18 protein-coding genes are annotated in these 25,781 nt (G+C 70.6%); 7 read left to right on the plus strand and 11 right to left on the minus strand.

Annotated features, from left to right (window positions below; translation table 11 throughout):
• Positions 1–22: 22 nt before the first annotated feature.
• Genes ACYVF7_RS55720 through ACYVF7_RS55740 form a run of 5 tightly spaced genes read left to right on the plus strand, consistent with a single transcriptional unit; the run spans position 23 to position 4,380 of the window.
• Complete coding sequence (locus tag ACYVF7_RS55720; protein WP_460356161.1) at positions 23–1,156, plus strand: homocitrate synthase/isopropylmalate synthase family protein; 1,134 nt, start codon at positions 23–25, stop codon at positions 1,154–1,156.
• Positions 1,153–1,773: an aconitase family protein gene (locus ACYVF7_RS55725; RefSeq protein ID WP_460356163.1), complete on the plus strand. Its 621-nt coding sequence runs from the start codon at positions 1,153–1,155 to the stop codon at positions 1,771–1,773. Before ACYVF7_RS55720 ends, ACYVF7_RS55725 begins: the two co-directional genes overlap by 4 nt.
• On the plus strand, positions 1,770–2,405 hold the full coding sequence (locus ACYVF7_RS55730; protein ID WP_460356165.1) for an aconitase family protein: 636 nt from the start codon (positions 1,770–1,772) through the stop codon (positions 2,403–2,405). The genes ACYVF7_RS55725 and ACYVF7_RS55730 overlap by 4 nt, the downstream gene beginning before the upstream one ends.
• A complete protein-coding gene (locus tag ACYVF7_RS55735; RefSeq protein WP_460356167.1) occupies positions 2,402–2,914 on the plus strand; it encodes a LeuD/DmdB family oxidoreductase small subunit in 513 nt (170 codons plus the stop codon). Before ACYVF7_RS55730 ends, ACYVF7_RS55735 begins: the two co-directional genes overlap by 4 nt.
• Entirely contained in the window at positions 2,911–4,380 is a 1,470-nt protein-coding gene (locus tag ACYVF7_RS55740; RefSeq protein WP_460356169.1) for a class I adenylate-forming enzyme family protein, read from the plus strand. The genes ACYVF7_RS55735 and ACYVF7_RS55740 overlap by 4 nt, the downstream gene beginning before the upstream one ends.
• Here the strand turns inward: ACYVF7_RS55740 and ACYVF7_RS55745 are convergent.
• The 10 genes from ACYVF7_RS55745 to ACYVF7_RS55790 form a co-directional block, all read right to left on the minus strand.
• Positions 4,358–5,653 carry a hypothetical protein gene (locus tag ACYVF7_RS55745; protein ID WP_460356171.1) on the minus strand — a complete coding sequence of 432 codons (1,296 nt, stop codon included), beginning with the start codon at positions 5,651–5,653 and terminating at the stop codon, positions 4,358–4,360. The two genes, ACYVF7_RS55740 and ACYVF7_RS55745, sit on opposite strands and share 23 nt — an antisense overlap.
• Positions 5,637–8,195, minus strand: a complete 2,559-nt coding sequence (locus ACYVF7_RS55750) for a pyridoxal-phosphate dependent enzyme (protein WP_460356174.1) — start codon at positions 8,193–8,195, stop codon at positions 5,637–5,639. The genes ACYVF7_RS55745 and ACYVF7_RS55750 overlap by 17 nt, the downstream gene beginning before the upstream one ends.
• Positions 8,196–8,219: 24 nt before the next feature.
• Positions 8,220–8,891 carry a methyltransferase family protein gene (locus tag ACYVF7_RS55755; protein WP_460356176.1) on the minus strand — a complete coding sequence of 224 codons (672 nt, stop codon included), beginning with the start codon at positions 8,889–8,891 and terminating at the stop codon, positions 8,220–8,222.
• The gene (locus ACYVF7_RS55760; protein WP_460356179.1) at positions 8,884–10,653 is read right to left on the minus strand and encodes a carbamoyltransferase family protein; all 1,770 of its coding nucleotides are present in this window, start codon (positions 10,651–10,653) and stop codon (positions 8,884–8,886) included. The genes ACYVF7_RS55755 and ACYVF7_RS55760 overlap by 8 nt, the downstream gene beginning before the upstream one ends.
• Positions 10,650–11,663, minus strand: coding sequence for an isocitrate/isopropylmalate family dehydrogenase (locus ACYVF7_RS55765; protein WP_460356181.1), 1,014 nt, complete (start codon positions 11,661–11,663; stop codon positions 10,650–10,652). Before ACYVF7_RS55765 ends, ACYVF7_RS55760 begins: the two co-directional genes overlap by 4 nt.
• Entirely contained in the window at positions 11,663–13,390 is a 1,728-nt protein-coding gene (locus tag ACYVF7_RS55770; RefSeq protein ID WP_460356183.1) for a B12-binding domain-containing radical SAM protein, read from the minus strand. Before ACYVF7_RS55770 ends, ACYVF7_RS55765 begins: the two co-directional genes overlap by 1 nt.
• Positions 13,391–13,425: 35 nt before the next feature.
• A complete protein-coding gene (locus ACYVF7_RS55775) occupies positions 13,426–14,229 on the minus strand; it encodes a phytanoyl-CoA dioxygenase family protein (protein WP_460356185.1) in 804 nt (267 codons plus the stop codon).
• 141 nt (positions 14,230–14,370) lie between these two features.
• Entirely contained in the window at positions 14,371–14,613 is a 243-nt protein-coding gene (locus ACYVF7_RS55780; RefSeq protein ID WP_460356187.1) for a phosphopantetheine-binding protein, read from the minus strand.
• Complete coding sequence (locus ACYVF7_RS55785) at positions 14,606–16,495, minus strand: HAD-IIIC family phosphatase (protein ID WP_460356189.1); 1,890 nt, start codon at positions 16,493–16,495, stop codon at positions 14,606–14,608. Before ACYVF7_RS55785 ends, ACYVF7_RS55780 begins: the two co-directional genes overlap by 8 nt.
• 16 nt (positions 16,496–16,511) lie before the next feature.
• Positions 16,512–17,492 carry a 3-oxoacyl-ACP synthase III family protein gene (locus ACYVF7_RS55790; protein WP_460356192.1) on the minus strand — a complete coding sequence of 327 codons (981 nt, stop codon included), beginning with the start codon at positions 17,490–17,492 and terminating at the stop codon, positions 16,512–16,514.
• A 545-nt stretch (positions 17,493–18,037) separates the two neighbouring features.
• Here ACYVF7_RS55790 and ACYVF7_RS55795 point away from each other — a divergent pair.
• Complete coding sequence (locus ACYVF7_RS55795) at positions 18,038–18,652, plus strand: helix-turn-helix transcriptional regulator (protein ID WP_460356194.1); 615 nt, start codon at positions 18,038–18,040, stop codon at positions 18,650–18,652.
• Between the two features lie 17 nt (positions 18,653–18,669).
• Positions 18,670–20,334, plus strand: a complete 1,665-nt coding sequence (locus ACYVF7_RS55800; protein ID WP_460356196.1) for a condensation domain-containing protein — start codon at positions 18,670–18,672, stop codon at positions 20,332–20,334.
• A 130-nt stretch (positions 20,335–20,464) separates the two neighbouring features.
• On the opposite strand, the gene ACYVF7_RS55805 is transcribed toward ACYVF7_RS55800, so the two are convergent.
• Positions 20,465–25,780, minus strand: a complete 5,316-nt coding sequence (locus tag ACYVF7_RS55805) for an SDR family NAD(P)-dependent oxidoreductase (RefSeq protein ID WP_460356198.1) — start codon at positions 25,778–25,780, stop codon at positions 20,465–20,467.
• Position 25,781 lies beyond the last annotated feature (1 nt).

Consider the following 25,781-nt stretch of genomic DNA (forward strand, 5'->3'; position numbering starts at 1 on the left):
GGAACCCGCGGAAAGGATGAGCATGGCCGACGGCGCTAACGCCAACCACATCCGGGTCTACGACACCACGCTGCGCGACGGCGCCCAGATGCCGGGTGTCGCGTTCACCCCCCAGCAGCAGCTGGACATCGCCACCGCACTGGACGATCTGGGCCTCGACGAGATCGAGATCGGCTTCGCCGCATCCGGTCCCCGGCACCGGGCCGACATGGCGGCGATCACCAAGTTGGGTCTGCGCGCGAGGACGCTCTCGCTCGCCCGGCCGCTGCGCCCCGACATCGACGCGGCCGTGGAGACCGGCGTCGACGGCGTGATCATCTTCACCGCCCTGTCGGACCTGCATCTGCGGCACAAGCTGCGCATGGAGTACCAGCAGGCTCTCGACCAGGCCTGTGACGCCGCCGAGTACGCACGCGGTCAGGGTCTTTTCGTCCAGGTCTCCCTGGAGGACGGGACGCGGACGGCGCCGGACCGACTCGTCGCATCCTCGAAGTGCCTCGTGGACGCGGGCGCCGGCCGGATCGGTCTCGCCGACACCGTCGGCACGGCATCTCCGACCACGATGGCCACGCTCGTCGGCCAGCTGACCGGCAACCTCGACGTACCGATCTCGGTGCACTGCCACGACGACTTCGGCCTCGCCACCGCGAACACGGTGGCCGCGGTCGAGCACGGCGCGCGCGTCATCTCCACCACGATGACCGGGATCGGCGAGCGGTCCGGGAACGCGGCCACCGAGCAGTGCGTGCTCGCGCTCACCGTGCTGCACGGCCGGACCACGAGCCTGCGGCTGGACAAGCTCCTGGAGGTCTGTCAGCTGGTCGAGCGCTGCTCCGGGGTGCCCATCCGCGCGAACAGCCCGGTGGTCGGCGCGAACAGCTTCCGCCACGAGTCGGGCATCCACGTCGCCGCCATGCTGCGCGAGCCGAACTGTTACGAGCCTTACGACCCCGCCCTGGTGGGCGCGCAGCGGTCCTACGTGCTCGGCAAGACCAGCGGCCGCGCCGCGCTGCTGCACCTCGCCGGGCCGCCCGGCCGCGACCTCGACGACGCGGCCTGCCGGCGGGTGCTCGACGAGGTCAAGGCCTACGCCGAGCAGCGCCGCACGATCGACGCCGAGCTGGTGGCGGAGATCATCGAAAGGAACGCGTCATGACACCGCTGGTGTATCGGCTGCTGTCGGATCTGACCGGCCGGCCGGTCACGGCCGGGGAGGTCGTCACGGTCGACGTCGCGCGGGTGATGGCGCACGACGGGTCGGCGCCGGTCATCGCCAAGACACTGCGCAAGCATGAGATCTCCGCCCTCGCGGCCGCCGATCGCACGGTCTTCGTGTTCGACCACTACTATCCGCCGACGTCCGTCCGTGAGGCGGCCTTGCAGGCCGAAGCCCGGGAGTTCGCCGCGGCGTACGGCATCCCGGTGCACGCCGGCGAGGGCATCGCGCATCAGCTGCTGCCCGAGCTGGGGTTGGTGCACCCTGGAACCGTACTGGTCGGCGCCGACTCGCACACCTGCACCGGGGGAGCGTTCGGCGCGTTGGCCATCGGGCTCGGTGCCACCGACGTGGCCGCCGTGCTGGCGACCGGCCGGCTGTGGCTGGAGGTACCGCGTGTGCTGCGGGTGCGGCTCACCGGCCGGCTGCGGGCACCGGCGACCGGCCAGGATCTGGCACTGCGGATCGTCGAGGCGGTCGGCACCAGCGGCGCGCTGGGCATGGCGCTGGAGTTCTTCGGCTGGCGGTCGGCGACCTCTCCGTCCCGGATCGGATGAAGGTGGCCAACCACGCGGTGGAGATGGGCGCCGTCTGCGGAGTGTTCGGAGTGGACGCCGTCGCCCATCGGTGGCTGGCCGCCCGCGGCGCCGACCTGGCCCGCGCCGATCGCGCCGTCATCGACGACGACGGCCCCGCCGACGTACGGATCGACCTGGACGGGATCGAACCGGTCGTGGCGCTGCCGTCCCGGCCCGACAACGTGCGTCCGCTGAGCGCCGCGGAGCGCACTCCGGTGGACCAGGTGTTCATCGGGTCCTGCGCGGGCGGCCGGCTGAACGATCTGCACGAGGCGGCCGACATGCTCCGCGGTCACCGGGTGGCCGCCGGCGTCCGCCTGCTCGTCGCCCCGGCGTCGGCCGAGGTGCTCCGGCAGGCGACCGCGGACGGCACGATCGGCACGCTGCTGGATTCCGGCGCGACCCTGTTGCCGCCCGGCTGCGGCGCCTGCCTCGGCCGCGTCGGCACGCTCGGCGACGGCGACGTCTGCGTCTCGACGCAGAACCGCAACTTCGTCGGCAGGTCCGGCAGCACGTCGGCCCAGATCTTCCTGGGCTCGCCCGGTACCGCGGCCAGGGCTGCGCGGACCGGCGTGCTCGGCGGCGATGTAGACGAAGGAGCCACCGCGTGATCGTCCAAGGACGTGTCTTCCACCTGCCCGCCGAGCTTCGCGACGACCTCAACACGGACGTGATCCTCCCGGGGGCGTTCCTGCGGCTACCGGAGGAACAGCTCGGCGAGCACGCTTTCGACGGTGCGCTGCCGGGCTTCCGCGAGCGGCTCGACGGACGCACGGTGCTGGTCGGCGGGGCCAACTTCGGCTGCGGCTCCAGCCGGGAGCAGGCCCCGAAGGCGCTGCTGGGCTGCGGGGTGCGGCTTGTCATCGCGGAGAGCTTCGGCAGCATCTTCTTCCGGAACGCGCTCAATCTCGGGCTGGCGCTGCTGAAAGTGCCGGACACCGCCGCCGTCTCCGCGTTGGCGCACGACCGCGTCATCGAGGCCGACCTGGAGAGTGGCGTGATCACCGCTGCGGGCGAGCAGGCGCGCGGCGAACCCCTCACCCCCCACCTGATGAGCATCGTGCGCGCCGGTGGCATCCTGCCGCTGCTCCAACGTGATCCGCACGCACTGACGAGATGACGCGCGGGCGCATCGGGCATGGGCCGGCGGGCTGGATCGCGCACTGGGCGGCGACCGCTCCCCAGCGGGTCGCTCTGCTCGCCCCCGACGGCACAGCGTGGACCTATCGGGACCTGTACCGAATGGTCGGCGGCTTCGCCGCCGCCCTGCGCACCATGGGGGCCGGGCCCGGCAGCGTGGTGTGCACCGCGAGCGGCGATCCGGTCGGGCTGCGGCTGCTGCGCTGGGGCGGCAACGTCGCCGGGGTGGTCGATGCGCTGCTCGATCCCGCGTTGCCCACGGCGGAGGTGGCGGCCAGGGCCGCCACCGTCCGCGCCGCGCTGGTGCTCTCCGACGCGGATCTGGCGGCGCTGTGCCGTGCCGCGAAGGAGGACACCGCAGCGGAGTCCTCCTTCCTGCCGGCCGGGCCGGATGCTTCCACGCGGGTGCTGTTCACCACCGGCAGCTCCGGACCGGCCCGCGCCGTGCTCCAGCTCGCAGGCCACCTGGACAGCGCCGCGGAGTCCAATCGCGCGGGGCGCGGGATCGTCGCAGACGACGTCCTGCTGTGCGCGTTGCCGCCACACCACGCCGCCGGATCCCTGTTCGAGGACACCGTTCTCGCCGCCGGCGGCTGCCTGCGGCTGCTCCCCTCCCCCGGGTCCGGGGGGCTGGCCGCGGCGCTGGCGCGCGGATCCGGCACCATCACCACCGTTGTGCCGGCGCTGCTGGCCGGGCTGGACGGCGACGCGCTGGCCACCCTGCGCCGCTTGCGGCTGGTCAACTACGCGGGCGAGGCCATCAGCCCCGAGCTGGTCAGACGGATCGTCGAGGTCTACCCGGGCCGGCTGACCCGCGGTTACGGCCTGACCGAGGCAGGCCCGCTGGTGTCCATCCTCCCGGACTCGGCGCATCGCGGCCCCACGCTCCCCGAACCTGGCGACGTCGGCCGTCCGGCCCCCGGGGTCGAAGTGCGCATCGCCTCCGGGCCCGGGGAACTGCAGGTGCGCTCGCCCCACGTGATGGCCGGCTACCTCAACGATCCGGCGGCGACCGAGGAACGGCTGCGCGACGGCTGGCTGTCCACGGGGGACGTCGCGCGGTGGTGCGACACCGGGCTGCGCCTGCTCGGACGCCTCGGCAACCGGATCCGCAGCGGCGGCGAGTGGATCTCGCTCGACGGGATCCAGCGCTGCCTGGCGGCCGCGCCGGGGGTGGCGGACGCCGCGGTCGTGGCGGTCGAACATCCGCGCTGGGGGCAGCGGCCGGTGGCGTTCCTGCAGATCCGCGCCGGATTCTCGCCCGAGGAGCTACGCGCGCACGTGTCCGGCACGCTCGCCCGGCCGTCCTGGCCGGATTGGCTGGGCATCCTCGACGCCCTGCCCAGGACGGGGCACGGCAAGCTCGACCACTCCGCCCTACGCCGCCTCGCGGCGGACGGTCCGCCGCCGGAGGCGGTGGACGTCAGGACACCGCCTCCCGCGTGAGCCGGTCCCGCAGATAACCGAGGACCTTGCCCTCCGCTTCGCTCCAGGCCGGGTAGTCACGATAGTAAGGACCGAGGATCCGCAGGTCCTCCCGCGGCAGAACCCAGATCCCCTTCGGCCGCACCTCGACGTCCCGCCGCCGGCCGTCCGCGACCAGCCAGCTCTTCTTGGGCGGGATCACCGCGCTCAGCCGGAACCCCTGCTCCGACAGCCGGCGTTGGACGGGGACCGTGTCCGCATCGGTGACGTCCAGCTGCACGGCGACGCAGCACACCCCGCCGTCCCTGGCGCGCCGCACCGCGGCGCCGAGCGCGAGGGCGGACGGATCGCCCGCGCCCGCCGGCTGGACGACGGCGTGGTTGGTGGCCGCCAATTCGGCGGTTCTCGGCATCAGCAGCCGGTAGCGAGCCCGCTTTTCCGCCTCGGCCGGGCCGGGCCCATCGCAGACGATCCGCGGTCGCCTGCCGAGGCTGACCTCGGCCAGCGCCGCCGCGAACTCGCCCTCCACCGGGTCGGCGAAGTGCCACGGCGGGCTGTCCTCCAGTGCCCGCAGCACGTCGTCCGGGTCGCGGTTGCTCTCCCTGTACTCCAGCTGTTCGAGAACCCCGCCCTGCATCACGTAGAACGGCAGATACCCCCAGAACCGGGACCGCACATAGCGGCTGTGGATGCGTTGCAGCGCCTCCCCGCCCCGGACGTCCGGTGTGGTCGGGCGGTTCCGGGCCACCAGCATCAGCGTGTGGTAACGGTTCGACAGGGTCGGCTCCGCGCCCGTGTGGTACAGCAGCGTCCGCCACATGATGGGCGCCTTCGCGCCCAGCGACCGGTCCATGCTTCCGGACCGGCACAGCTCGCCGATGCCCGGCCCGAACTCCGTCTCCGCGCACAGCACGGAGACGGTGCCGAGGTCCAGTTCCGGCAGGTCGTCCGGCGATGCGGCCATCACCTCGCGCAGCCGGGCGACCTCCTTGTCGCCGCCATAGAACCAGATGGCCTCGTCGCCCGACCGGACCTGCTCGGCGAGGTGGCCGACGTCGAACGAGTCGGTGTGATAGTCACCGGCATAGACACGCAGCAGCACCGCCTTGCGCACGGCGACCGCGACCTCCGCTGCCTGTGCCGTCTCGACGGCGTCGAGCATGTTGGCCTCGGGCCGGAAGTAGCCGAGCGTGGCGAGATCCGCGCGCAGCCCACGTACGAGACCGTCCGCGCCTTCGTACGGCACGGCGAGCAGTGGTCCGCGCCCGGTCCCCTCGTCAGCCGGCGAGCGCATTCGCCACGATCTCCGCGAAAACCTCGACCTGCTCGCCGTCCCGGTCACCGGAATAGATCCGCAGGAACGGCGGTTCCGTCTCGGCCATGCTGGCGGCGGCCGACACTCGGGGGGCCGAGAAGCCGAAGCTGACTCCCTTCGTCAGGTGGACGCCGCGAAGCTCCGCCTCTGCCAGCATTCGGTCCAGCAGCGGCTCCAGCTCGTCATAATGGTTGCGCCCCGGTTCGTGGAAGAGGTACGTCACACATCCCCCCGCATACGGGAGTTTCCGGGCGATCTCGACGTCCGGGTGCCCGTCGGCTCCCGGGTAGTAGACGGTACCGAGCTCGCGAACCCGCGGGTCGGCTTCCAGGAGCACCGCGAGCCTGCGGGCGTTGTCGCTGATGCGCCGCATCCGACGGAGGAAGTGCGCACGGTCGTACTGCGGGAAGAGCTCCGCGTAGTGCCGGTAGAGGATCGTGCCGGTGTTACGGCGCAGCCGGTCGAAATGTGCCTTCAGCTCCACCGGATGCACCACCAGACCCGCCATGCCGGCATCGAGTCCGAGCTGGAGGTATTTGGAACAGCTCTCGTAGTACAGCACCTCCACCTCCGAATCGTCGCCGGTGAGCACCTCGGTGGGGAGGGCCGCCGAGACCATCGTCCCGTCGATGACCACGGTCAGAGGGCCGGTCGTCTCCGCGCGCAACCGGTCCAGCACGGCCGGGACGTCGATCAGGCGCTGCTGCGCGGTGTTGGCCAGCGGGTCGATCAGCAGGCACCGGGGCCGGTACCGGAGGACGTCGGCGACGATCTCCTCCGTGCCGTAGCCGGACGTCCGTTCGCAGCGGATGAACGGCAGCGCCGACAGTTGCTCGTCCGCCTCGAAGTAGATGTACGGCGCGCGGAGGACGGTGTCGCCGGGCTGGAGCCTGGCCCGCAGGAGGAACGCCTCCAGCAGTGAATAGGCCGCCATGCCCGAGGATGTGGCGGTCACCGCGTACCGGTCGGCCGGGAGGTCCAGCACCTCCAGCAACTGGCTCTCCACCCGCTGGACCGAGATGCTCTCGTACCGCTCATAGTTGACCGTCGGTGAGTCCTGGACGCCGGTGTCGAAGAACTGCACCATCCGGGACTGCGCGTACGAGGGTGAGCACCATTCCAGCGAGCCCCGTACGTGCGCGACCGTGGCGAGCCCGAACCGCAGCACGGCCTCGGCGCGCGCGAACAGGTCGGCGGGATCGTCCCCACCGGCGGCCAGCATCCGCTGTTGCGCCATCACCCTCCGCCTGCCGTCGTCGACGGTCTCGCGCAGGCGTGCCGTCAGCGACTCGTCCACGGGCAGGTCCCTGGCCTCGGCGTAGGCGGTGAACGCGTCGATCTGCCGGGCGGCCGTGTCCAGTTCGCGAACGCAGTTGCTCAGCTGGTCCGCCAGATCGGTGATTCCGTCGGACGCCGTGTCATCCCGCACCGCCGTCCGCTCGGTCGGACGGGCTCGCACTACGGGCATGTCGGACACCCTGCGGCCGCGCAGATCGAGCAGCCGCATCAGCTCCGGATCGGTGTAGGGGAAGCGCTGGACGCGTGAAAGCGTCCGATGATGGATGTTCCCGCCGCACAGCGGAATCCCGACCGGCCCGTGGAGCCGGCCGCGCTGCGCCAGCCGGAGACAGGCGATCACCGCGGCGGCCCCGGCCGGCTCGACCAGCAGGCTCTCGTGTACGAGAAGCGCGAGCGTCGCGGCCGCGAGCTCCTCCTCGCTGAGCGTGACCATCTCGGAGACATGGCGGCGCACGAGCGGATACGTGATCGAGCCGGGTTCCAGGTTGAGTGCGAGACCGTCGGCGAACGTCGGCTGGTGCACCACCTGCACGATCTCGCCTGCGGTGAGGCTGGACGACACTCCGGCGTACCGCTCCGGTTCGCATCCGATCAGTTCCACGTCCCGCCCCGAGGCCTCTGCCCCGACACCCAGCCCGGAGATCAGCCCGCCCCCGCCGACCGGGGCGATCAGCGTGGTCAGCGACGGAACGTCGGCGAGGAACTCCAACGCGATGGTGGACGCGCCCGCGATCACATCCGGGTCGTTGTACGGCGAGATGTAGTCCATCTCCTCCGCCTCGGCGAGCATGCGTGCGTGCTCGGTGCTCTCATCGACTGATGTCCCGTGCTCGATCAGCCCGGCGCCGGCGGCCAGGATCCGCTCCCGCTTCAGCCTGCTGGCGACGACCGGTACGCAGATGTTGGCCTTGCGGCCGAGCCGCCGCGCCGCCTCGGCCACCGCCAGCCCGTGGTTGCCCGCGGACGCGGCGATCACCGGACGGCCGGGGCGCCGCGAGGTGGCCAGGTACGCACCGCGGTATTTGAACGAACCCGTGTGCTGCTGGGTCTCCAGCTTCGCCCACACCGGCACGCCGACCAGCCGCTCCAGCCATGGCAGGGGCCGTACCGCCGTGTGCAGCACGCGCCCGTGCAGTTCGGCCGCGGCCTGAAGGGCGTCGATGTCGGGCGTGTCCGGCCCGCCCGTGTCCGCAATGTGCACCGCGGCATTCGCCTGTCGCACCGTGGAACCTCCTGTTCGTGACGCTCAGCGCGCACGGCGCCGCGGGATCCAGCGCGGCGTGCGTGCACAGTAGGCGCGGTAGGAGTGGCCGAGCGCGGCGGTCAGGGACCGCTCCTCGACCACGACGCGCGCTCCGATCGACGCGGCCGTGGCGGCCGCCATCGCGGCCGTCAGCCGCCACCGGCCGCACGACACCGCCGGCGCGACGTTGAGCAGCACCAGACCCAGATATGAGGGGTGCCGCACCAGGGCGTACACGCCGCGGTCGCACACCGGCTGGTCACGGCCGACCCGGACATGCCCGGTGAAGAATTCGCCGAGCGTGCGCACGGCGGTGATGCGCAGGGCCGCGCCCGCGGTCAGCATGGCGGCGCCCAGCACGACCGCCCCGTCCGGGGCGCGTTTCGGGCGCCCCGCGTTGACCAGCAGCGGCCCCCACCAGGCCGCCAGGTGGACGCCCACCATGGCGTGGCGGGTGCCGCGGTCCTGCGACCCGTCGGCGGCGGCACGGTTGGCCATCTCGTGCTCGGCGAGCATCTCGCCGAGCGTCCATGCCGACAGGCCCACGAGCGGCACCGCGAGGTCGAGCCGCCGCAGCCGGGGCACCGCGAGCACGGCCACGGCGGGCGGCACACTCCGGGCCCCCATGACACGCAGCATCCGCCTGGCCTTCATGACGGCCACCCGGTCAGGCACCGCCACCTCCCTTACGGACCACGAACGAACCGATGAACAGCAGCTCCAGGCCGGATGCGGCGAAACAGCGCAGCGCGTCCTCTGGGGAGCAGACGATGGGCTCGTCCCGGACGTTGAACGAGGTGTTCACGACCATGGGGATTCCGGTGATGTCCCGGAAATGCTCGATCAGCCGCCGGAACCGGGCCGCCGGCCAGTCCGCCGGGACGGTCTGCGGGCGCGCGGTGCCGTCCACGTGGACGATCGCGGGCACCTGCCGGGCCGCGAGGTCGGTCACGGCGGTGATCTCGCCCATGCGCCGGCTCCGCCCGAGGTGGAAGTACCGCCGTGCCTCCTCTTCCAGCACCGACGGCGCGAACGGCCGGTAACTCTCGCGGCGCTTGACCGACGCGTTGATCCGGTCGCGCGTCGCCGCGTCCCGCGGATCGCCGAGGATCGAACGCGCCCCGAGCGCGCGTTCGCCGAACTCCATCCGGCCGTCGAACCAGCCGACCACCCGGCCCTCGGCGACCGCCTTCGCCGCCTCCAGCGCCACGTCCTCGCACCGGTCGAATCGCCACCCGGTGGCGCGCAGCATCTCCTCGATCTCCGCGTCCTGGTAGCCGGGCCCCAGGAACGGATCGGCGAGCGTGGCGGGGTCCGGTGCCGGACGGCCCGCGCGACGCAGCACGGTCAGCGCCGCGCCGACGCATGCTCCGGCGTCGGTCGGTGCGAGCGGCACATGCAGCTCCTCCACGAGCCCGCTCTCCCGCAGCCGCCCGACGGCGCGCGCGTTCATCGCGACACCGCCGGCGAGGACGAGACGGCGGGCCGACGCCCGCGTGGCCAGCCGGCGCACCAGCCCCAGCAGGGCACGTTCGAGCAGTTGCTGCGCCTCGTAGGCGAAATCCTTGGCCACCTCTGTGAAGCGGCCTTCCTTGCGGTACGCGCCGCCCAGCTCCGCGGCGGCCCGCCGGGTCAGCCACGGCAGGTCCGCAGACGAGCACCGTTCCGGGCGCAGCATCTCCAGGTTCACCTGGTACCGCCCGTCGGGTGTCAGCCGCATCATCCGCGCGACCTGACGCGCGCACTCGACGTTGGGCTTGCCGTAGGACGCCAGACCCATGACCTTGTACTCGTCGGAGAGCGCCGTATAGCCGAGCAGTTGGGTCACCGCGCCGAAGAACACGCCGAGCGAGTTGGGGAAGGGCAGCGACTCCAGGAGGGTCGCCGTTCCGGTCCCATGGGTTCCGGCGAGCCGGTACAGGGAGGTGGCGGCCAACTCCCCGCGCCCGTCCACGATCAGAGCGGCGTCCGGCTCGAACGGCGCGCTCGCCCAGGCCGCGGCCAGATGCGTCTCGTGATGTTCGACGTAGCTGATCCGCGGTATCGCGGCCGGGTCGCCGTCACAGTGCACGGCCAGCTCGCGGCGGAGCAGGTCGGGTGCCCGGAAGCTGCCCAGCCGTTGCCACGCCACCCGCGCCATACCGGCAGGGTTGTCGGGCAGTTGCGCGGCGGTGCCCCAGAGCGTCTGGGCCAGCCGGCCGCGGTCGTCCCAGTAGAAGGCGATGTCGGTGACGTCGGAGAAGGACAGCCCGGCCTGCTGCAGCACCCACCGGATCGCCCGGTGAGGAAACGCCGTCGTACGCTTCTGCCGGTTGAGCCGTTCCTCCTCCACCGCGGCGACGAGCGCGCCGTCGACGAACAGGCAGGCCGCCGGGTCGTGCGCCAGACCGGTGAGCCCGAGGACGACCCCGGCGCCGCCGGGCACGGGGCGGCTCACCTGGTGATCTCCTCAGGCGTCCGGTCGGCGGCAAGGGCGTCGAGCCGCGCCGCGATATCGTCGTAGATCTCGTCCGTGCGCAGCGGCGTGCGGGACTCCTGACGGCTCGCCAGATGATCGTCCAGCGCCGCCTGCAGGCGGGTCGCGAACGGCTCCACCCCGAGATGCGCGACCAGCATGGCCGCCGACCGCATCATCGCCACCGGGTCGGCGGTGCCGGTGCCCGCGATGTCGGGCGCGGACCCGTGGATGGGCTCGGCCAGCGGCGGCCCGGCGCCGATCGTCAGCGATGGTACGAGGCCGAGCCCGCCGGCCACGGCAGCGCCGACGTCGGACAGGATGTCGCCGACGTGGTTGGTCATCATCATGACGTCGTAGCGCCCGGGATCGGCGACCAGGTGGTAACCGGCGGCGTCGGCGAGTGCCTCGTCGTGCCGCACCCCGGCTGCCTCCAGTTCCTCGCGGGCGGTCGCGAGGAACAACCCGTCCGCCCGGCGCAGCACGTTCGCCTTGTGCACGATGGTCACCACACCGGCGCGCCGCGCGGCGAACGACGCCGCCACGGCGGCGAGCCGGCGCGTGGCCGTCCTGGTGATCCGGTAGTCGGCCGCGAAGCCGTCCTCGATGGCCCGCTCCGCCTCGCTGTACAGGCCCTCGGCACAGTCCCGCACCATGATCACGTCGATGCCGCCGGGGCGGTGGCAATGCCGGACGTTCCCGACCAGCCGGAGCCGCTTGCGCAGCAGGAGGATCGGGCTCAGGTAGCTGTCCGGCGGCGGCGACGGGGTCGCGGTCGCGCCGAACAGCACCCCGTCGGCCGCCATGGCCTCGGCCAGCGTGGCGTCGTCGATCGACCGGCCGGTCTCGGCCCAGGCGCCGTACCCGGCCTGCCGCGACACGATCTGCAGGGCCGGTTCCCTGGCCAGCAGCCGGAGCGTGGGCTCCATGACCTCCGGGCCTACGCCGTCCCCGGCGAGCGCGACGATACGGAGTGTTCTCGCCGTGGTCATCAGTACCGTGCCGAGGAGTTCACTTGGACGGTGGCGGCGGTCCTGCGGTACGGCGAGGTGAACTCCTCCACCCGGGTGACGGCACCGTCGGCACGGCCGGCCAGCGTTCGGAAGCTCTCCAGCGTGCCCGCCGTCGCGCCTCCGGCGGTTCCCTCCCGGGCGAGCTGGTTGTGCAGGATGCCGAGTTTGGTCACGTCACCGACCGAGTAGCCGTGGTCGAGCAGGATCTTCGTCACCGAGGAGCCTCGGTCGATGTAGGCCGCGTTGGTCACCTCGGTGAAGATCCGGGAGCATTCCTCGATGGCCTGCCGGCAGTCCATCGAGGGATGACTCCAGTCGTTGAAACCGCCGGTCAGCCCGAAGTTCTGCGCTTCTTTGGCCACCGGGGAGTTCGGAAAGACGAATAGCGGCGAGTGCACGTAGCTGTGAATACCGGAGTTGTTGAGGAAGTCGATCGTCTTGTCCACCGACGCGGAGGTCTCACCGGGGAAGCCGGTCAGGATGAACGCGAACCCGAGGATGTCGTGGTCGCGCAGGTTCTGCGCGGCGGCCCAGTTGTGGGCCTCCTTGGTGCCCTTCAGCATGTTGTCCAGGACGGTCTGATCGGCCGACTCGACCCCGACGAGCACCAGGCGGCAGCCCGCCTCGCTGAGATACCGCGCGCATTCCTTGGTCAGGGTCGTGGACCGCAGATAGGCGGTCCACGGCAGGTCGAACCCGATGTCCATCATTCCCTGGCACACCGAGATCAGGTGCTTCCTGTTCAGGAACAGCGTGTCGTCGACGAACCGCACCGACTGCACCGAATCCAGCCGCATGATGCGCTTCAGCTGGCCGATGACGGTGTCGACCGACATCAGGTCGACCCGCTGGTCGTTGTAGCTCGGGAACGTGCAGAACTTGCATTTGAAAGGGCAGCCGCGGCCGGTTCTGACATTGACCGAGTTGCGCAGCACGTACGGCGGCAACTCGTCCCAATGCACGGCGTTCGCGTCCAGGTCGAGGCCGTCGTGCGGGTCGACCCGCGTCCGCCGGAACCCATCGCCCAGGTCGAAGGCCAGGTTCGGGACGTCGTCGAAGGGCTCGCCGCGGACCAGCCTGGCGATGACCTCCAGCAGGGGGCGTTCCCCATTCGGCGACAGCACCAGCGCGTCCGCCTTGCGGGCCGCCTCGTGAATCTCCGACTCCTGCGAGAACTGGGTGAGCTTGGCGCCGCCGACGACGACCTTGACGTCGGGGTTCCAGCCCTTCAGCACGTCGGTGACCCGGACGATCGTGGCCGCGCTGGTGATGAACGTGGATGACAGGAGCACCACGTCGGCGTCCTGGACGAGCGTACGCGTCCGCTCGGCGTCGAGGTCGATGTTGTCCACGAGCGTCACACGGTCGGCGTAGCCGTGCCGCCGGAGCAGGTCGAACAGGTAGACGCCATTGAGCGAGCACGAGTTGTGCTCGTTGATGAACGAAGTGCTCCCTGCCTCGGACCGGCAGTGGTTGACCGCGTCGATGATCTCCCGGCGCTCGCCGTCGAGTCGCGGGATCATGCGCAGGTAGCGGTCGAGGTAGAAGTCGTTGTTCCGTTCCAGCAACTCGGGGTCCGCCGCCGTCAGGCGGTAGTGGCCGAGCGTCTCCTCGACGGTCTGGCACGCGTTGGCGATCACCACCAGACGCGCGTCCACCGGGTCGGGAAGCCGGGAGTCCTTGATCACATCAAGCTGCAGCCGCATGCCACGCTCCTCGGTGTCGATGTCGGCATCGCCGCTCAGCCGTACGGCCCATGTTCATGCATGCCGAGAAGCCTGCGCCGACGCGGTGTTGCGCGGTCGAGAATCTCCTGGGGAACCAGGTGGTTGACGTATGGGTGGAACCGCTGGGCGATGAACCTGCGGCCGTAGGTGACCTGCAGGACGTAGCGGTGCCGATCGTTGGTGAGGTTGGTCGCGCCCCGGTGCCAGGTCTGGCCGTTGAGCAGCAGGCAGTCCCCGGCCTCGGCGACGAGGCTCTCGTAGCCGCGCCCGTCCCAGACCAGTTCCTCGTCGGTCTGTGGCGCCTGCCGGCCGCTGCGGTGGCTCCCCGGCACCACCTGCGTCGGCCCCAGCTCCATCGGCACGTCGTTGAGGTAGTAGAGCGCCGTCATGATGAAGCACGGCACCTCGGTGTGCCGCTTGCCCCCGCTCAGCGGGAACAGCACGGTCTCGTCGACGTGCCACCGGTCGATGCCGCTGTTGGGCCAGGTGTACACCGTGTTGTTGGCGATGACGTGGCAGTTGTCCCCGAGCACCGCCTCGGCGACGTCGACCACCGGTTCGCGGTCGAGCATGGCCTCGAACTCCGGGCCGCGCCGGAACATCTGGTGCCGGTGGAAGGGCGTCGGATTACCGGTGGGGCAAGGCGCCTCATGCGCGGCGGCCACCCCCTGCCGGAACCATTCCGCCTCCTCGCGTGACAGCACGCTCGGCAACAGCACGAAGCCGTCCCGGTCGAACCGGGCGGCGAGTTCCGCGGTGTCCGGCAGATCGCCCGCGCCGTCGAGCACCGTTTCCTCGACCTCAAAAGAGCTCCGCAAGGCTTCCCCTCTTTTAATGAGCGCCCCGCCTGGACGAGACGCCGCCCGGACACGTCCGCCAGCCAGCGTAAAATCGCCGGGAATTCGCGTCACGTAACCAATATCTGGTACAGCCGATTTTTCGCCGAGCTCTTCCGCCGCTCACTGGGCTTGGACCGCGTCCGCAGTGAGCGCGGCAAGGCCGTGGACGGTCTCGCAGGCCAGAAAACGGCGCAGGTCGATGCGGATCCGCAGGCGCGCCTCCAACGAGACGAACAGGCGGAGCGCCTGGGAACTACTCCATCCCTCCAGGTCCCGAAACCGCAGCTCACCGGTGACCTCGTCCCCGGGCAGCCCGGTGAATTCGGAGAGCGCCGCTATGAGGTCGGCTGGAGCATCAGACATGGATCAGCCCGCCGTCTCTTTCCAACTCGATCCAGGCCGGCAGCAACCGGCGCTTCGGTGGCAGCGTCAGTTCATAAGTCGCCACGCCTCCCCGTCCCGGATCAGGCCGTTCGGTGGTGAACCCGGCATCGACAAGGAACGTCAACGAGGGCTTGTTTCGATCGGTGGCGATGAAGTCGGCGACCAAAGTTGTGACACCTTTTCGTTGCGCGCTCTCGGCGATGCAATGAAGAACGGCGAACTCGATTCCACGCGACATCGCCCGGCAACTCATGACCCAGTTCTCGATGGACCATCGATGCGGGTGTTCGGCTATCCAGACGGCGCCGACGAGGCCCTCGTCGCCGAAGCGATCGGCGGCGTGGTAGGCGAGCACGGTGCATGCACCGGACCGGGCCCGCCGCGCATCGTGATCGGCGTCGCGTCCCTTGCCGCTGAGGTTGAACTGGTTGGTTCGGCCTTCCAACTGACGGATGCGGGGCAGCGACTCGGGCCCCGCCTCACCGAGGGTGACACGGAGCTCGAGGGAACTCAGGTAGTCCTCCTCGGAGGCATGCCGGCTCCGCTCGGTCGCGCGAGCGCGCCGCGCCTCATAGAACACGCTCCGGTCGCGGTCGGCCGCAGTGGACTTCAGCGCGCCGAAGAGCCCTCGCTTCAGCAGGGTGTCCGCGTGATACGCCGGGTCCCCTTCGAGGCGGATGACTTCCACCTGCGGAAGCGCATGACGGACCAGGCCGCACTCGAAGGCGCTGTCGTCGACGAAGACGAGACTGTCCAGGCCGATTCCCAGTTCCTCCGCCACGGCGGCGATGTTCAGGTTTTTGTTCTGCCAGTTCTCCGCATGGGCGGCGAAGTCCTCGTATCGCAACAGGAACTCGGGGTGCTGGGCGAACGCGCTCCGGACCAGGTCGGAGTCGTTCTTGCTGGCCGTGGCGAGGATGACGCCCTGGCTGCGCAGAGCGCTGACCGTACCTTGGAAGTCCGCGTAGCAGTTGCCGGGATACATGGGCCCGACGTCGACACCCGTCGGCCCTTCGTCGCCGAGCACGCCGCCCCAGAGTGTGTTGTCGAGATCAAGGACCAGGCATTTGTGCGACAGCCCCGTGTACGCGCGGCACGCGGATGCCACCTCGCGCGCGAAGAGCAACTCGACCTCGGGGGACCACGCCATCCGCGCGAAGCGGTACAGACGTTCGTCGCGCAGGACCGCGGGATGGCCGGTGAGCAGGAGCTCGAGGTCGACGACCGAAACGCCGTCCGTCTCCTCCGCCAGCCGCAGGATCGTCGCATTGGTCTCCCGCCAGACCCGTCCAAGCCGCGCTCGGGCGTCCAGCGACACAAGGACGCGCAGCCGGGTCGCGGGCAGCGGAATCGTGTGGAGAAGAATGTGGCCCGCGCTTCGGCCGGCGAATCCGGCCGCCCAGGTGCTCAACATCTGGACGCGTTCTCGCATCGAGGCGTAAAGGGCGTCCGGTTCGGCGAGATCCGCGGCGCCGGGCAGCAGGGTCTCGTCGTCGACGAGGCACAGTGTGATGTCCGGCGCGAAGGCCGCGAGATCCGAGGTCGGCGACGTCAGCTCCATGCCGACCTGGTTGATCGGCGCCACGTGGAACTCGGGGGCGATGCCGGCCGACAGCAGGACCGCGCGCAGCAGCGGGACGATCTCATCCGCGGTGAAAGTCGCGGTGATCGCGATGCGCAGCGGGTGCAGTTCGCGCGTCTGTGGGGCGAGCAGCTCCGTGGGGACCGCGGCGAGCGTCCGTCCGACTTCGCGGAGTTCCAGGGCGTCGTCGCCGGCGGCGAGGTCGGCGACGAGCCGCCGATCGGGCGCCGAGCCCGGGACCGTCAGCGCCTTCGCCCTGTCGAGGAGACCGTTCGTCATCGCGGAACCAGCACCCCTAGATCTCGAGCAGAGTGCAGGTCCAGTGCATGCCGCTGCCCTGGCTCATCAACGCGACGACGTCGCCGGACCGCAGTTCGCCGTCGCGGAGAAGGCGCTCCAGACTCAGCAGCTGGTCGGCGCTCCCGAGGTGCCCGTACTCCGCGGCCAGGTCGCGGTTGGTCCTTTCCAAGGGCATGCCGAGTTCCTTTGACAGATCGAGGAAGGCGTTCGCGTTGTCGTGGAGGTAGAGGACGCGTGCGACCGCGTCGGGAACGACCCCCGCCCTGGCGCAGGCTCTTCGGAACACCTCGCCGTTGCGCCGGGACGACAGATCGGCGAATTCGAGGGCGGCCCGGGCACTGCCCGCGAAGAAGCCGTCGATCCGGTCGATCAGCATAGGGACCTTGGCCGGTGCGTCACCGTGCGCGCCGAAGGGCTTCGCCGCCCCACCGGCCTCCATACGCATGAAATCCGCGTACCGGCCGTCGCTGATGGCCTCCGTGACCAGCCACCGGCAGGAGCCGTGGCCGCGCCTGGCGACAGCGGCGGCCGCGCCGTCGGAGCCGAGCGACGTGGTGGATTTCCAGCGGTCCCAGTACTGCTCGCAGACGCGGTTGGTGCCGATCAGCAATGCCATGCCGTAGTCGGGGTGGGTGGCGAACTTTCCCGCGACCGCGTCGAAGCTCATCACGCCTCCGCCGCACGCCTGGCTGATGAGCATCGTCTCCGCTCGGTGGGCGCGCAACCGGGCCTGGACCGACGCGGCGGCGTCCCAGTAGAGATATTCGGGGATGTCCGAGAGCGCGAGGACGAGCAGATCGACGTCGTCGGGATCGGTCCGCGCGTTCCGCAGGGCCTGCTCGCCCGCCTCCACCGCGAGATCCGTGGCGCCGACCCCGGGATCGGCGCGATGGTATGAGCGGTAGCCGTGCGCTGTTCCGTCGATGGGCACGGTCGCGGGAAGGGCGTGGCCGAACGCCGTCAATCCGAATGACATGTGAATCCCACCGCGAAGTGCTCGCGGTCGGTGCGGGGCGTCACGAACCCTCCCACCTCCCGGGCCGCCTGATCTCCTGAGCACGCGGTGCATCACCGCGAGATCATTATTGGGGTGCCACCCCGCGGATGCGGCGTCACGATTTCGCGTGACGTGCCGCAGCGCCCCGCCAAAAGCAGAATCCGGCTGCCGCTGGCGCCGCCCGCACCATCGCGCCGAGCACCACCGGGCGCGCACCGGGTCGCGACAGGGGACCGAGTCACCCGGCCGGCCTTCTTCGCGTCCCGGCAACGGAGCCCTTTTCTACGTGAGGTTGATTTTTCAAGCGTCTCGCAAAAAGGTTCTCCCTTGTCCCCTAAACAGGTTCCCCTTGTCCCCTGAACAGGGGATGAGTGACATGGAGATCGCATTGCCCTCCGGAGATCGCGTTGCTATGTTGATGATCATCATCTCCCGGTGATGAATGGAGGGTGCGTGGTCCCGCTCACGAGACTTCACTGGCGCACGCGGGGGAATGCTCGAAGCGCGCACACGCGGTGCGACAAATGAAAATCGGAATTATCGATTCTGCTCCTATCTATCGCCACGGGATCGCACAGATCCTGGGGCAACACGGATTCGCCGTGTCGAGCGCCATGTCACCGGAGGATATTTCCCTCGACACGGTCGACCTCCTCATCCTGGGCAACTGCGTCATAGACTCGAGGATGACGGAGACGATGGAGGAGTTCCGCCGCGACTCGATGGACGGGGTCACGGTCCTGCTCATCGTCGACGAGACGCGGCCGAACCCGCTCCCACTGGATTTGCAGTCCGATGTTTACGGGATGATAAACAGGGAGGCCGATATGGACCTTTTGGTCCAGGCGGTCCGTGTCATCTCGAAAGGGGATCGGTTTTTTCCGGATATGACAAGGCCGATGGCCGAACGTGAGGACCGGGGCGCATGCGACCCGCTTTCCCCGCGCGAGCGCGAAGTCCTGTTCCGGATAGCGCGCGGATTCACCCACGGGCAGATCGCCAGGGGTCTCGGCATCAGCCCGCACACCGTGGACACTTATGTCCGACGCATCCGCACGAAACTCGGTGTCGGCAACAAGGCCGAACTCACCCGAGCGGCCCTGCTGTCGAATTTCACATCGATACAGCACGTGTCGTGAATCGGCCCGAGGAAGCAATGGGCACACTCCCGCTGAGCCGGCAGCAGTACGGCATCTGGATCCTTCAGCAGGCCGCTCCCGAGAGCGCCGTCGCGAACATCACCTTCGCCTTCCGGACCGCAACGGCGCTGCGGTGGTGGCCGCTGAACGAGGCCGTGACAGGGCTGTTCGCCCGGCACCGCGCGTTGCGCACGAGGATCCCCCTCGTCGACGGGGTACCGGTCCAGGACGTGGCCGGACCCGACGCGCCGGATCTAGCGTTGGAGGTCCGCTCCGTGACCGAGCCCGACCTCCTCGGCGAGCTGCAGGCGTTCGCCCGTAAGCCGTTTGATCTGGCCACTGAATTCCCATTCCGGGTCTGCCATTTCGTACTGGATCCGGGGGGCAGCGCGGTCGGCTTCGTGCTGCATCACATCGTCGGCGACGCGTTCTCGGGCGAGATGCTCATGGAAGAGTTGACCCGGATGTACGACGGGATCGCCCGGCACAACGCGATCCCCGACGACTTGGGCCGCCCCTTTCCCGGGATCACCGCTCCCGCGAAGTCCGAGTCCTCGCTGCGATACTGGCGCGAACGCCTGGAGGGGGTTCGGCCGGGAGCGATGACCCTTCCGGGCAGCCGTCCCCGTTCGGCCCGCCTTTCGTTCGCGGGCGACACCTACCGGACGGAGTTGTCGGACGAAGCGCGGGAGTCGCTCGACATGCTCTCCCGCCGCTTCCACGTCACCCCGAACATGGTGATGATGGCGGTCTTCCTCATCACGCTGATGCGCGAGGGGCTGGGGCCCGACCTGACAATCGGCGTCCCGGTGAACACTCGTGACCCGCGCAGGTACGGCGTCGGACTCGGGGTGAACACCCTGGCGCTGCGTGTCCGGGCCGAGCCCCAGAACACCCTCGGCGAGGTGATCCTGCGCACGCGGGAGACGTTCCTGGAGGGGCTGGCGCATTCCGACGTCTCGGTGGAGAGCGTCCTCGACGATCTCGGCCATCGTTCGGGCGACTGGCGGTCGCCGCTATTCCGGCAGGTCTTCAACTGGCGGTCGTTCCAGCCCGCCTCGGTGATCGAGGGCGATGCGCCGGAATTCCTGGAAGTGCCGAGCAAGGAGAGCCAGTTCGACCTGCAACTGGTGGTCGTGGCCGACGAGACGGCGGTGCAGATCAACGTCATCTACAGCACCGACGTGCACGAGCAGCGGCAGATCTCGGCGCTGACCGGGCGGCTGGACGCGCTTCTGGTGGCGGGCGCCGCCACCCCGGACACGGCGGTGGGCGGCCTCGACACGGGCGCTGCCACCCCGGACACGGCAGTGGGCGGCCTCGACATCGGCGCCACCCCGGGAATCGAGGACGGTGGCCCTGAGGCGGCCGCGGACACGCCCTCCCCCGATGGCGAGCCGGCGGACACCGGGGACCGTGGCCCTGTGGCCGGGGGACCCAGCGAGGAGATCACCAGCTGGCTGCTCGCGTGGGTCGAGGAGTTCCTCGGCCGCCGGATCGACCCGGGGCTGCACATGTTCGACCAGGGGCTCACCTCGTCCCGTGCCGTCGAGCTGGTCGGTGCCGTCAGCGAGAAGTACGCCGTGGAACTGGGCATCCGCCCGATCTTCGAGGCGGGTACGGTCATCGCGCTGGCCGAGGCCGTCACGGTCGCGCTGGGCGATCGGTCCCCCGCCTCGTAACCGGCCGCGGACGACCCCACCCTGCCCGTCCTTTGTGACGTGGCGGATGGCGGTCGCCATCACGCAGGCCCGTGGGCCTCCCTGTCCGGCGGCCTCGGCCGAACACGGCCGCCGGACGGGTGCACTCCGATCAGGACGTCTCCTCCTGGAGCACCGCGGCGAGTTCCCCGAAGGTCGGGTTGTCGAACAGGACGGCGACGCTCAGTTCCCGCCCGAACTCGGAACGGATTCGGTCCGTGAGGTCGATCGCGCTGAGCGAGTTGCCGCCGACCTCGAAGAAGTCGTCGTCGGCCGCGATGTCCTGCCGTCCCAGCACGGCGGCCCACACCTCGCGAAGCCGGTCCTGGACGGCATCCCCTGGTCCGGCGACACGGTCGGCCACCGGACGCGGCCCGGGCGACGGCACCGGGCTGAGAACCGGCGCCGACGGAACCGGGTCCGGTACCGCGCTCGGTTCGGGCCGGGTGACGGACGCCGGGACGACGGCGAGCGCGACCGGGGCGCCCTCGCGGAAGGGGCGGACGACTACCTGCCGTGGCACGGGTGTGCCGAGCAGGTCGAAGAGGATCCGCAGTCCGGCTTGCGGCTCGATGCCCGCGCCGGCGGCGGGCCCGCGCGCCGGGCTCGCCGTGGAATCGTCCGCCTGGCCGGCCGCGGAGTCCTCGATGTTCATCAAGCGGTCGCGGTCGATGCGCCGCATCGTGAAGCCCTCGAACTCGGCCACCACCCGGCCGTCCGGGGCGATGAGCCGGATGTCCGCGAGGATCAGGCCTTCGGCGGCGGGCCTGCGCGTGATGTGGCTGTCGAAGGTCGCCGGCAGCGGGCCGTACAGCACGGCCGAGCGATACATGAAGGGCAGGGCGGCCTCGTCGCGCTCGGGGTCACGAGCGGACGACAGGGCCGTGTCGAGCAGCGCGGGATGCAGCCGGTGTTCGGTCAGATCGGAGAGAAACGCCTCGGACAGCGACAGCGAGACGAGCTTCTCCATCCGGTCGTCGCCCGACGGGTAGGCCAGGCCCGTGGCGTGGTCCCAGCGAGGGCCGAAGCTGAAGATCCGGCCGCTCAGCGGCACCGGCGGGCATCGTTCGGCCATCCGCGTGCGCAGCGCGTCGAGGTCGGTCGTCGGGGCGGGCCGGTCATCCGCTCCGATCTCACCGATGACGTGCAGGACCTCCGCGCCACCGGCCACCGGCGCGGACCGCAGTTCGAACCTCCAGCCGTCGCCCTTCGGTATCAGCGTGACCCGCACCCGGCGGGGCGCGCTCACCGTGAGCGGACTGGCGATGGTCACCTCGCGCATCCGTACCGCACCCGTCTCGGCCTGCGGGAAGCGGTCGAGGAACGCCGTCAGCGCCAGCTCCAGCAGGCCTGTGCCGGGCATCACCGGCACGCCGTTCACCCGGTGCTCGTCGAGGAACGGGTTGTCCGCGGCGCTCAGCGTGGTCTCCCAGTCCTGGGACGACTCTCCGAGATCTCCTCGCCCGGCGGGCGATGCCGCGGCCATTCCGACCTCGGCCCACGCGGGCCAGGCGATGCTGAGCACCTTGGTCCGGCCGATGCCCGCGGTCTGCGCGTAGGCGTCCAGGAAGGCGTTCGCGGCGGCGTAGTCGCCGCTGCCGACCAGCCCGTCGACCCCGGCGCGGCTGGCGAACGCCACGAAGAAGTCCAGTGGCGGACGGTCGGCGAAAAGGTCGGTCAGCACGACCGTACCCATGACCTTGGGCCGCAGCACCTCGCGCACCGCGGCGGGCTCCCGGAACAGCATCATCCCGTCGCCCGCGACGCCGGCCAGGTGGAACACTCCGGTGACCGGGCCGAAGTGCGCGGTGGCCGTATCCAGGACCCGCCGCATCGCCCGTGGGTCGGCCACGTCCGCGGCGAAGGTGCGCACCTCGGCGCCGACGGACCTGAGCTCGGCCAGATCGGCCTCGCGGGCCTCGCCGGACCTGCCCACCAGAATCAGCCGCGGGCCCCGGCCGGTGCGGGCCAGCCCCTTGGCCAGGGCGAGCCCGAGACCGCCCAGCCCACCGGTGATCAGATAGACCCCGCCGGGAGGGAACGGTGAGGGGCGTTCCGGAGCCGACGGGGTATAGGGACGCTCGGTCCTGACCCAGCGGCGGTCCCGGCGGAGCGCGACCACGCCGGTGTCCCGGACGCGGAGTTCGCGCACCAGCTCGTCCTCGCTCACACCGGACGCGAGATCGATCAGGCGGCAGGACTGACGCGGCATCTCCTGGGCCAGGGTGCGGACCGCCCCGTGCAGGCACGCCTTGACGGGGTCCAGGAGCTCGCCGCCCGAGACGTCGACGGACCGGTCCGTGAGCACCAGGAGATCCGGGGCGGGACCGCTCCCCGCGGCCCGATGGCCCTGCTGCACGAGATCGAACAGGCTGAGCACGGTCAGGTCGAGCTGCTCCGGCGCCGACTCGGCCGTGGGTGGCGCCCACCCGCCGACGGCCCAGGCGTGGACGAGCAGGTCCACCGGACGGCCGTTGCCGGCCACGGTCCGCAGGACGCGGGCCAGATCCTCGCTCTCACCCTGCCGCACCCTGAACTCCACGCCCAGGTGCTCGAACGTCTTGCCGGGCCGTACCGGGATCACGTGCAGGCCCGCCTGCTGGAGTGCGAGCAGCAACGGCAGCGCGTCCTCCTGCCGAGCGGGGAGCAGCGCCACCGCGGTCGTGTCCTGGTAGGGCCCGACCTTTTCCGGAAGGCGCTCGGTCCACTGCAGCGTCGACAGCGGCGACACCGGCTCGGCCTGGTCCATCACCGGAGCCTTCTGCGGTTGCGGGGTGGTCGTCTCCGGCTGCGTGGGAACCGCCCAGTAGCGGCTGCGCTGGTACTGGTATCCGGGCACGGGAACCCGCTGGTGCGGCTCGCCCTGCCGGAGCGCGGGCCATTCCAGGTCATGCCCCCGGATCCACAGCGACCCGGCGGTGGTCAGCGCCTCTCGCATATCCGCTTCGGGTTCCGCGCCGCGCCTCGGCAGCGTGGCGAAGACCGTGTGCCGGCCGTCCGACACGTCGGAACGACCGCGCATGGCCGCGCCGAGCGTCCGCTCCGGCCCGACCTCGAGAAGGGTCCAGTCCTGGTCCCGCAGCAAGGTGTCCAGGGCCTGGTCGAAGACCACCGGCGCGGTGAGCTGGTCCGTCCAGAAGGACGGGCGGGCCGCCTCCTCCTCGGTGAGCAGGGCCCCGGTGGCGGCCGAGTACAGCGGCACCGTCGCCGGGCTGGTGGTGATGCCGTCGAAGGATTCGGCGAACTCGGCCGCGGCCGGCCCCATCATCGGGGTGTGGAAGGCGTGCGCGGTCGCCACCCGCCGCGCGCTGAGGCCCCGCCCGGCCAGCATCTGCGCCGCCACGTCGATCGCCTCGACGGTGCCGCCCAGGACCGTCTGCTCCGGGCTGTTGACCACCGCCACGCTGACTCCGTCCGGGAGGATCCCGGTGAGCTGTTCCGCCGAGGCACGGACGGCCAGCATCGCCCCGCCGGGCATCGTGCTCATGGCCGCGGCCCGGGCCGCCACCAGCCGGGCGGCGTCGGGAAGGGTGAACACGCCGGCCACCGTGGCGGCGACGATCTCCCCGACGCTGTGCCCGACCACTGCGGCCGGCCGGACGCCCCACGACGACCACATCTGCGCGAGCGCGTACTCCACCGCGAAGAGCAGGGGCTGCGCGACACCGGTGTCCTGGAGGGTGCCGTCGTCTCCATCCAGCCAGGCAGCGCGGAGGGTGCCCCCGGCGTCCAGCAGGTCCATGCAGCGGTCGAAGGCTTCGGTGAAGGCCGGGTCGGTCCGGTAGAGACCGGCGGCCATCCGGGCATGCTGGGCGCCCTGCCCCGGAAACACGAAGGCCAGCGGACGCGGTGCTCCGGCGACGTTGTACTGGACGTCACCGGCCCCGCCGTTCAGCGCGGCGACCGCGGCGTCCGCCGAGTCGCAGACCGTCGCGGCGCGGACGGGGAAAGCGGTCCGGCCTGACTGGAGGGTGGCGACGGTATCGGCGAACGACTCCTGGTCGGCGCCGGCGAGATGGCCGGCGAGCTTGGCCTGGTAGGCGCGCGCGGCGTCTTCGGTGCGCGCCGACCACACCAGCAACCGGGGCCGTGGCCGACGGTCGAGGACCGTACGCGGCGGCGCCTCCTCCAGGACGGCGTGGACGTTGGTGCCACCGAAGCCCAGCGAGTTGATGCAGGCCCGGCGTGGCCTGCCCTCGTCACGCGGCCACGGCCGGGGCTCGGTCACCAGATAGAAGGGCGAGCCGTCCAGTTCCAGCTTGGGGTTCGGCTCCCGGACGTGCAGGGTCGAGGGAAGGAGCTCCTGCTCCAGCGACATCGCGACCTTGATGAGCGAGGCCACTCCGGCGGCATGGCCGAGGTGGCCGACGCTGCTCTTGACCGACCCGACCCCGCAGTAGCCGATCGGCAGGTCGCGGCCGGCGGCCGACCGGCGGAAGGCCTCCCGGAGCGCCATGAACTCGATCGGGTCGCCCAGCGGGGTGGCCGTTCCGTGCGCCTCGACGTAGTCGATCGACTCCGGCTCGACCCGGGCGATGCCCAGCGCCTCGACGACCGCCGCCATCTGGCCTGACACGCTGGGGGCCGAGAAGCCCACCTTGTCCGCCCCGTCGTTGGTGACCGCCGTGCCGCGGATGACCGCGCGGATGTGGTCGCCGTCCTCCAGGGCGTCCGACAGCCGCCGCAGCACCACGGCTCCCGCTCCGGTGGAGAAGACCGTTCCGGTGGCCTCGCTGTCGAAGGAACGGCAGTGCCCGTCCCGGCTCAGCGGCCCGCCGGACGACCACAGGTAGCCCTGGTCCTTGGTCTCCACCTCCGTGCCGCCCGCGAGCGCCATGTCGCACTCGCCGTTCTGCAGGGCCTGGACCGCCAGATGGACGGTCAGCAGCGAACTGGAGCAGGCCGTGAGAACGGTCATGCTCGGCCCGGTCAGGTCCAGCTTGTACGAGACGAGCGTGGACACGTAGTCGGGGTAGTTGAACACGCCGGCCTGCAGGTCCCTGCTGCCGGCCGAGACGGACTCGTTCTTCCCCAGGTTGTGTGACAGGTACTGGCTGTGACCGGTCGCCGCGAAGACCCCTACATCGCGGACCGCCGTCGGGTCGTGCCCGGCGTTCTCCAGTGCGGAGTGGGCGCACTCCAGGAACATTCGCAGCTGCGGGTCGCACAGCAGCGCCTCACGCGGCGTCATACCGAAGAACTCGGCGTCGAACATGTCCATGTCTGGCGCGTCGCCGTTGACCTTGACGTAGCGGGAGTCGCGCACCGACTCGGGAGAGACCCCGGCGGCAAGGAGCTCCTCGTCGGACATCGTCCGCAGCCCTTCCCGGCCATCGTGGAGGTTGTCCCAGAACTCCTCGACGTTCCGCGCCCCAGGGAACCGCCCGGCAAGGCCGACGATCGCTATGGGCTCCACGAAATCGCTCACC

This window comes from Actinoallomurus acanthiterrae (assembly GCF_054775715.1).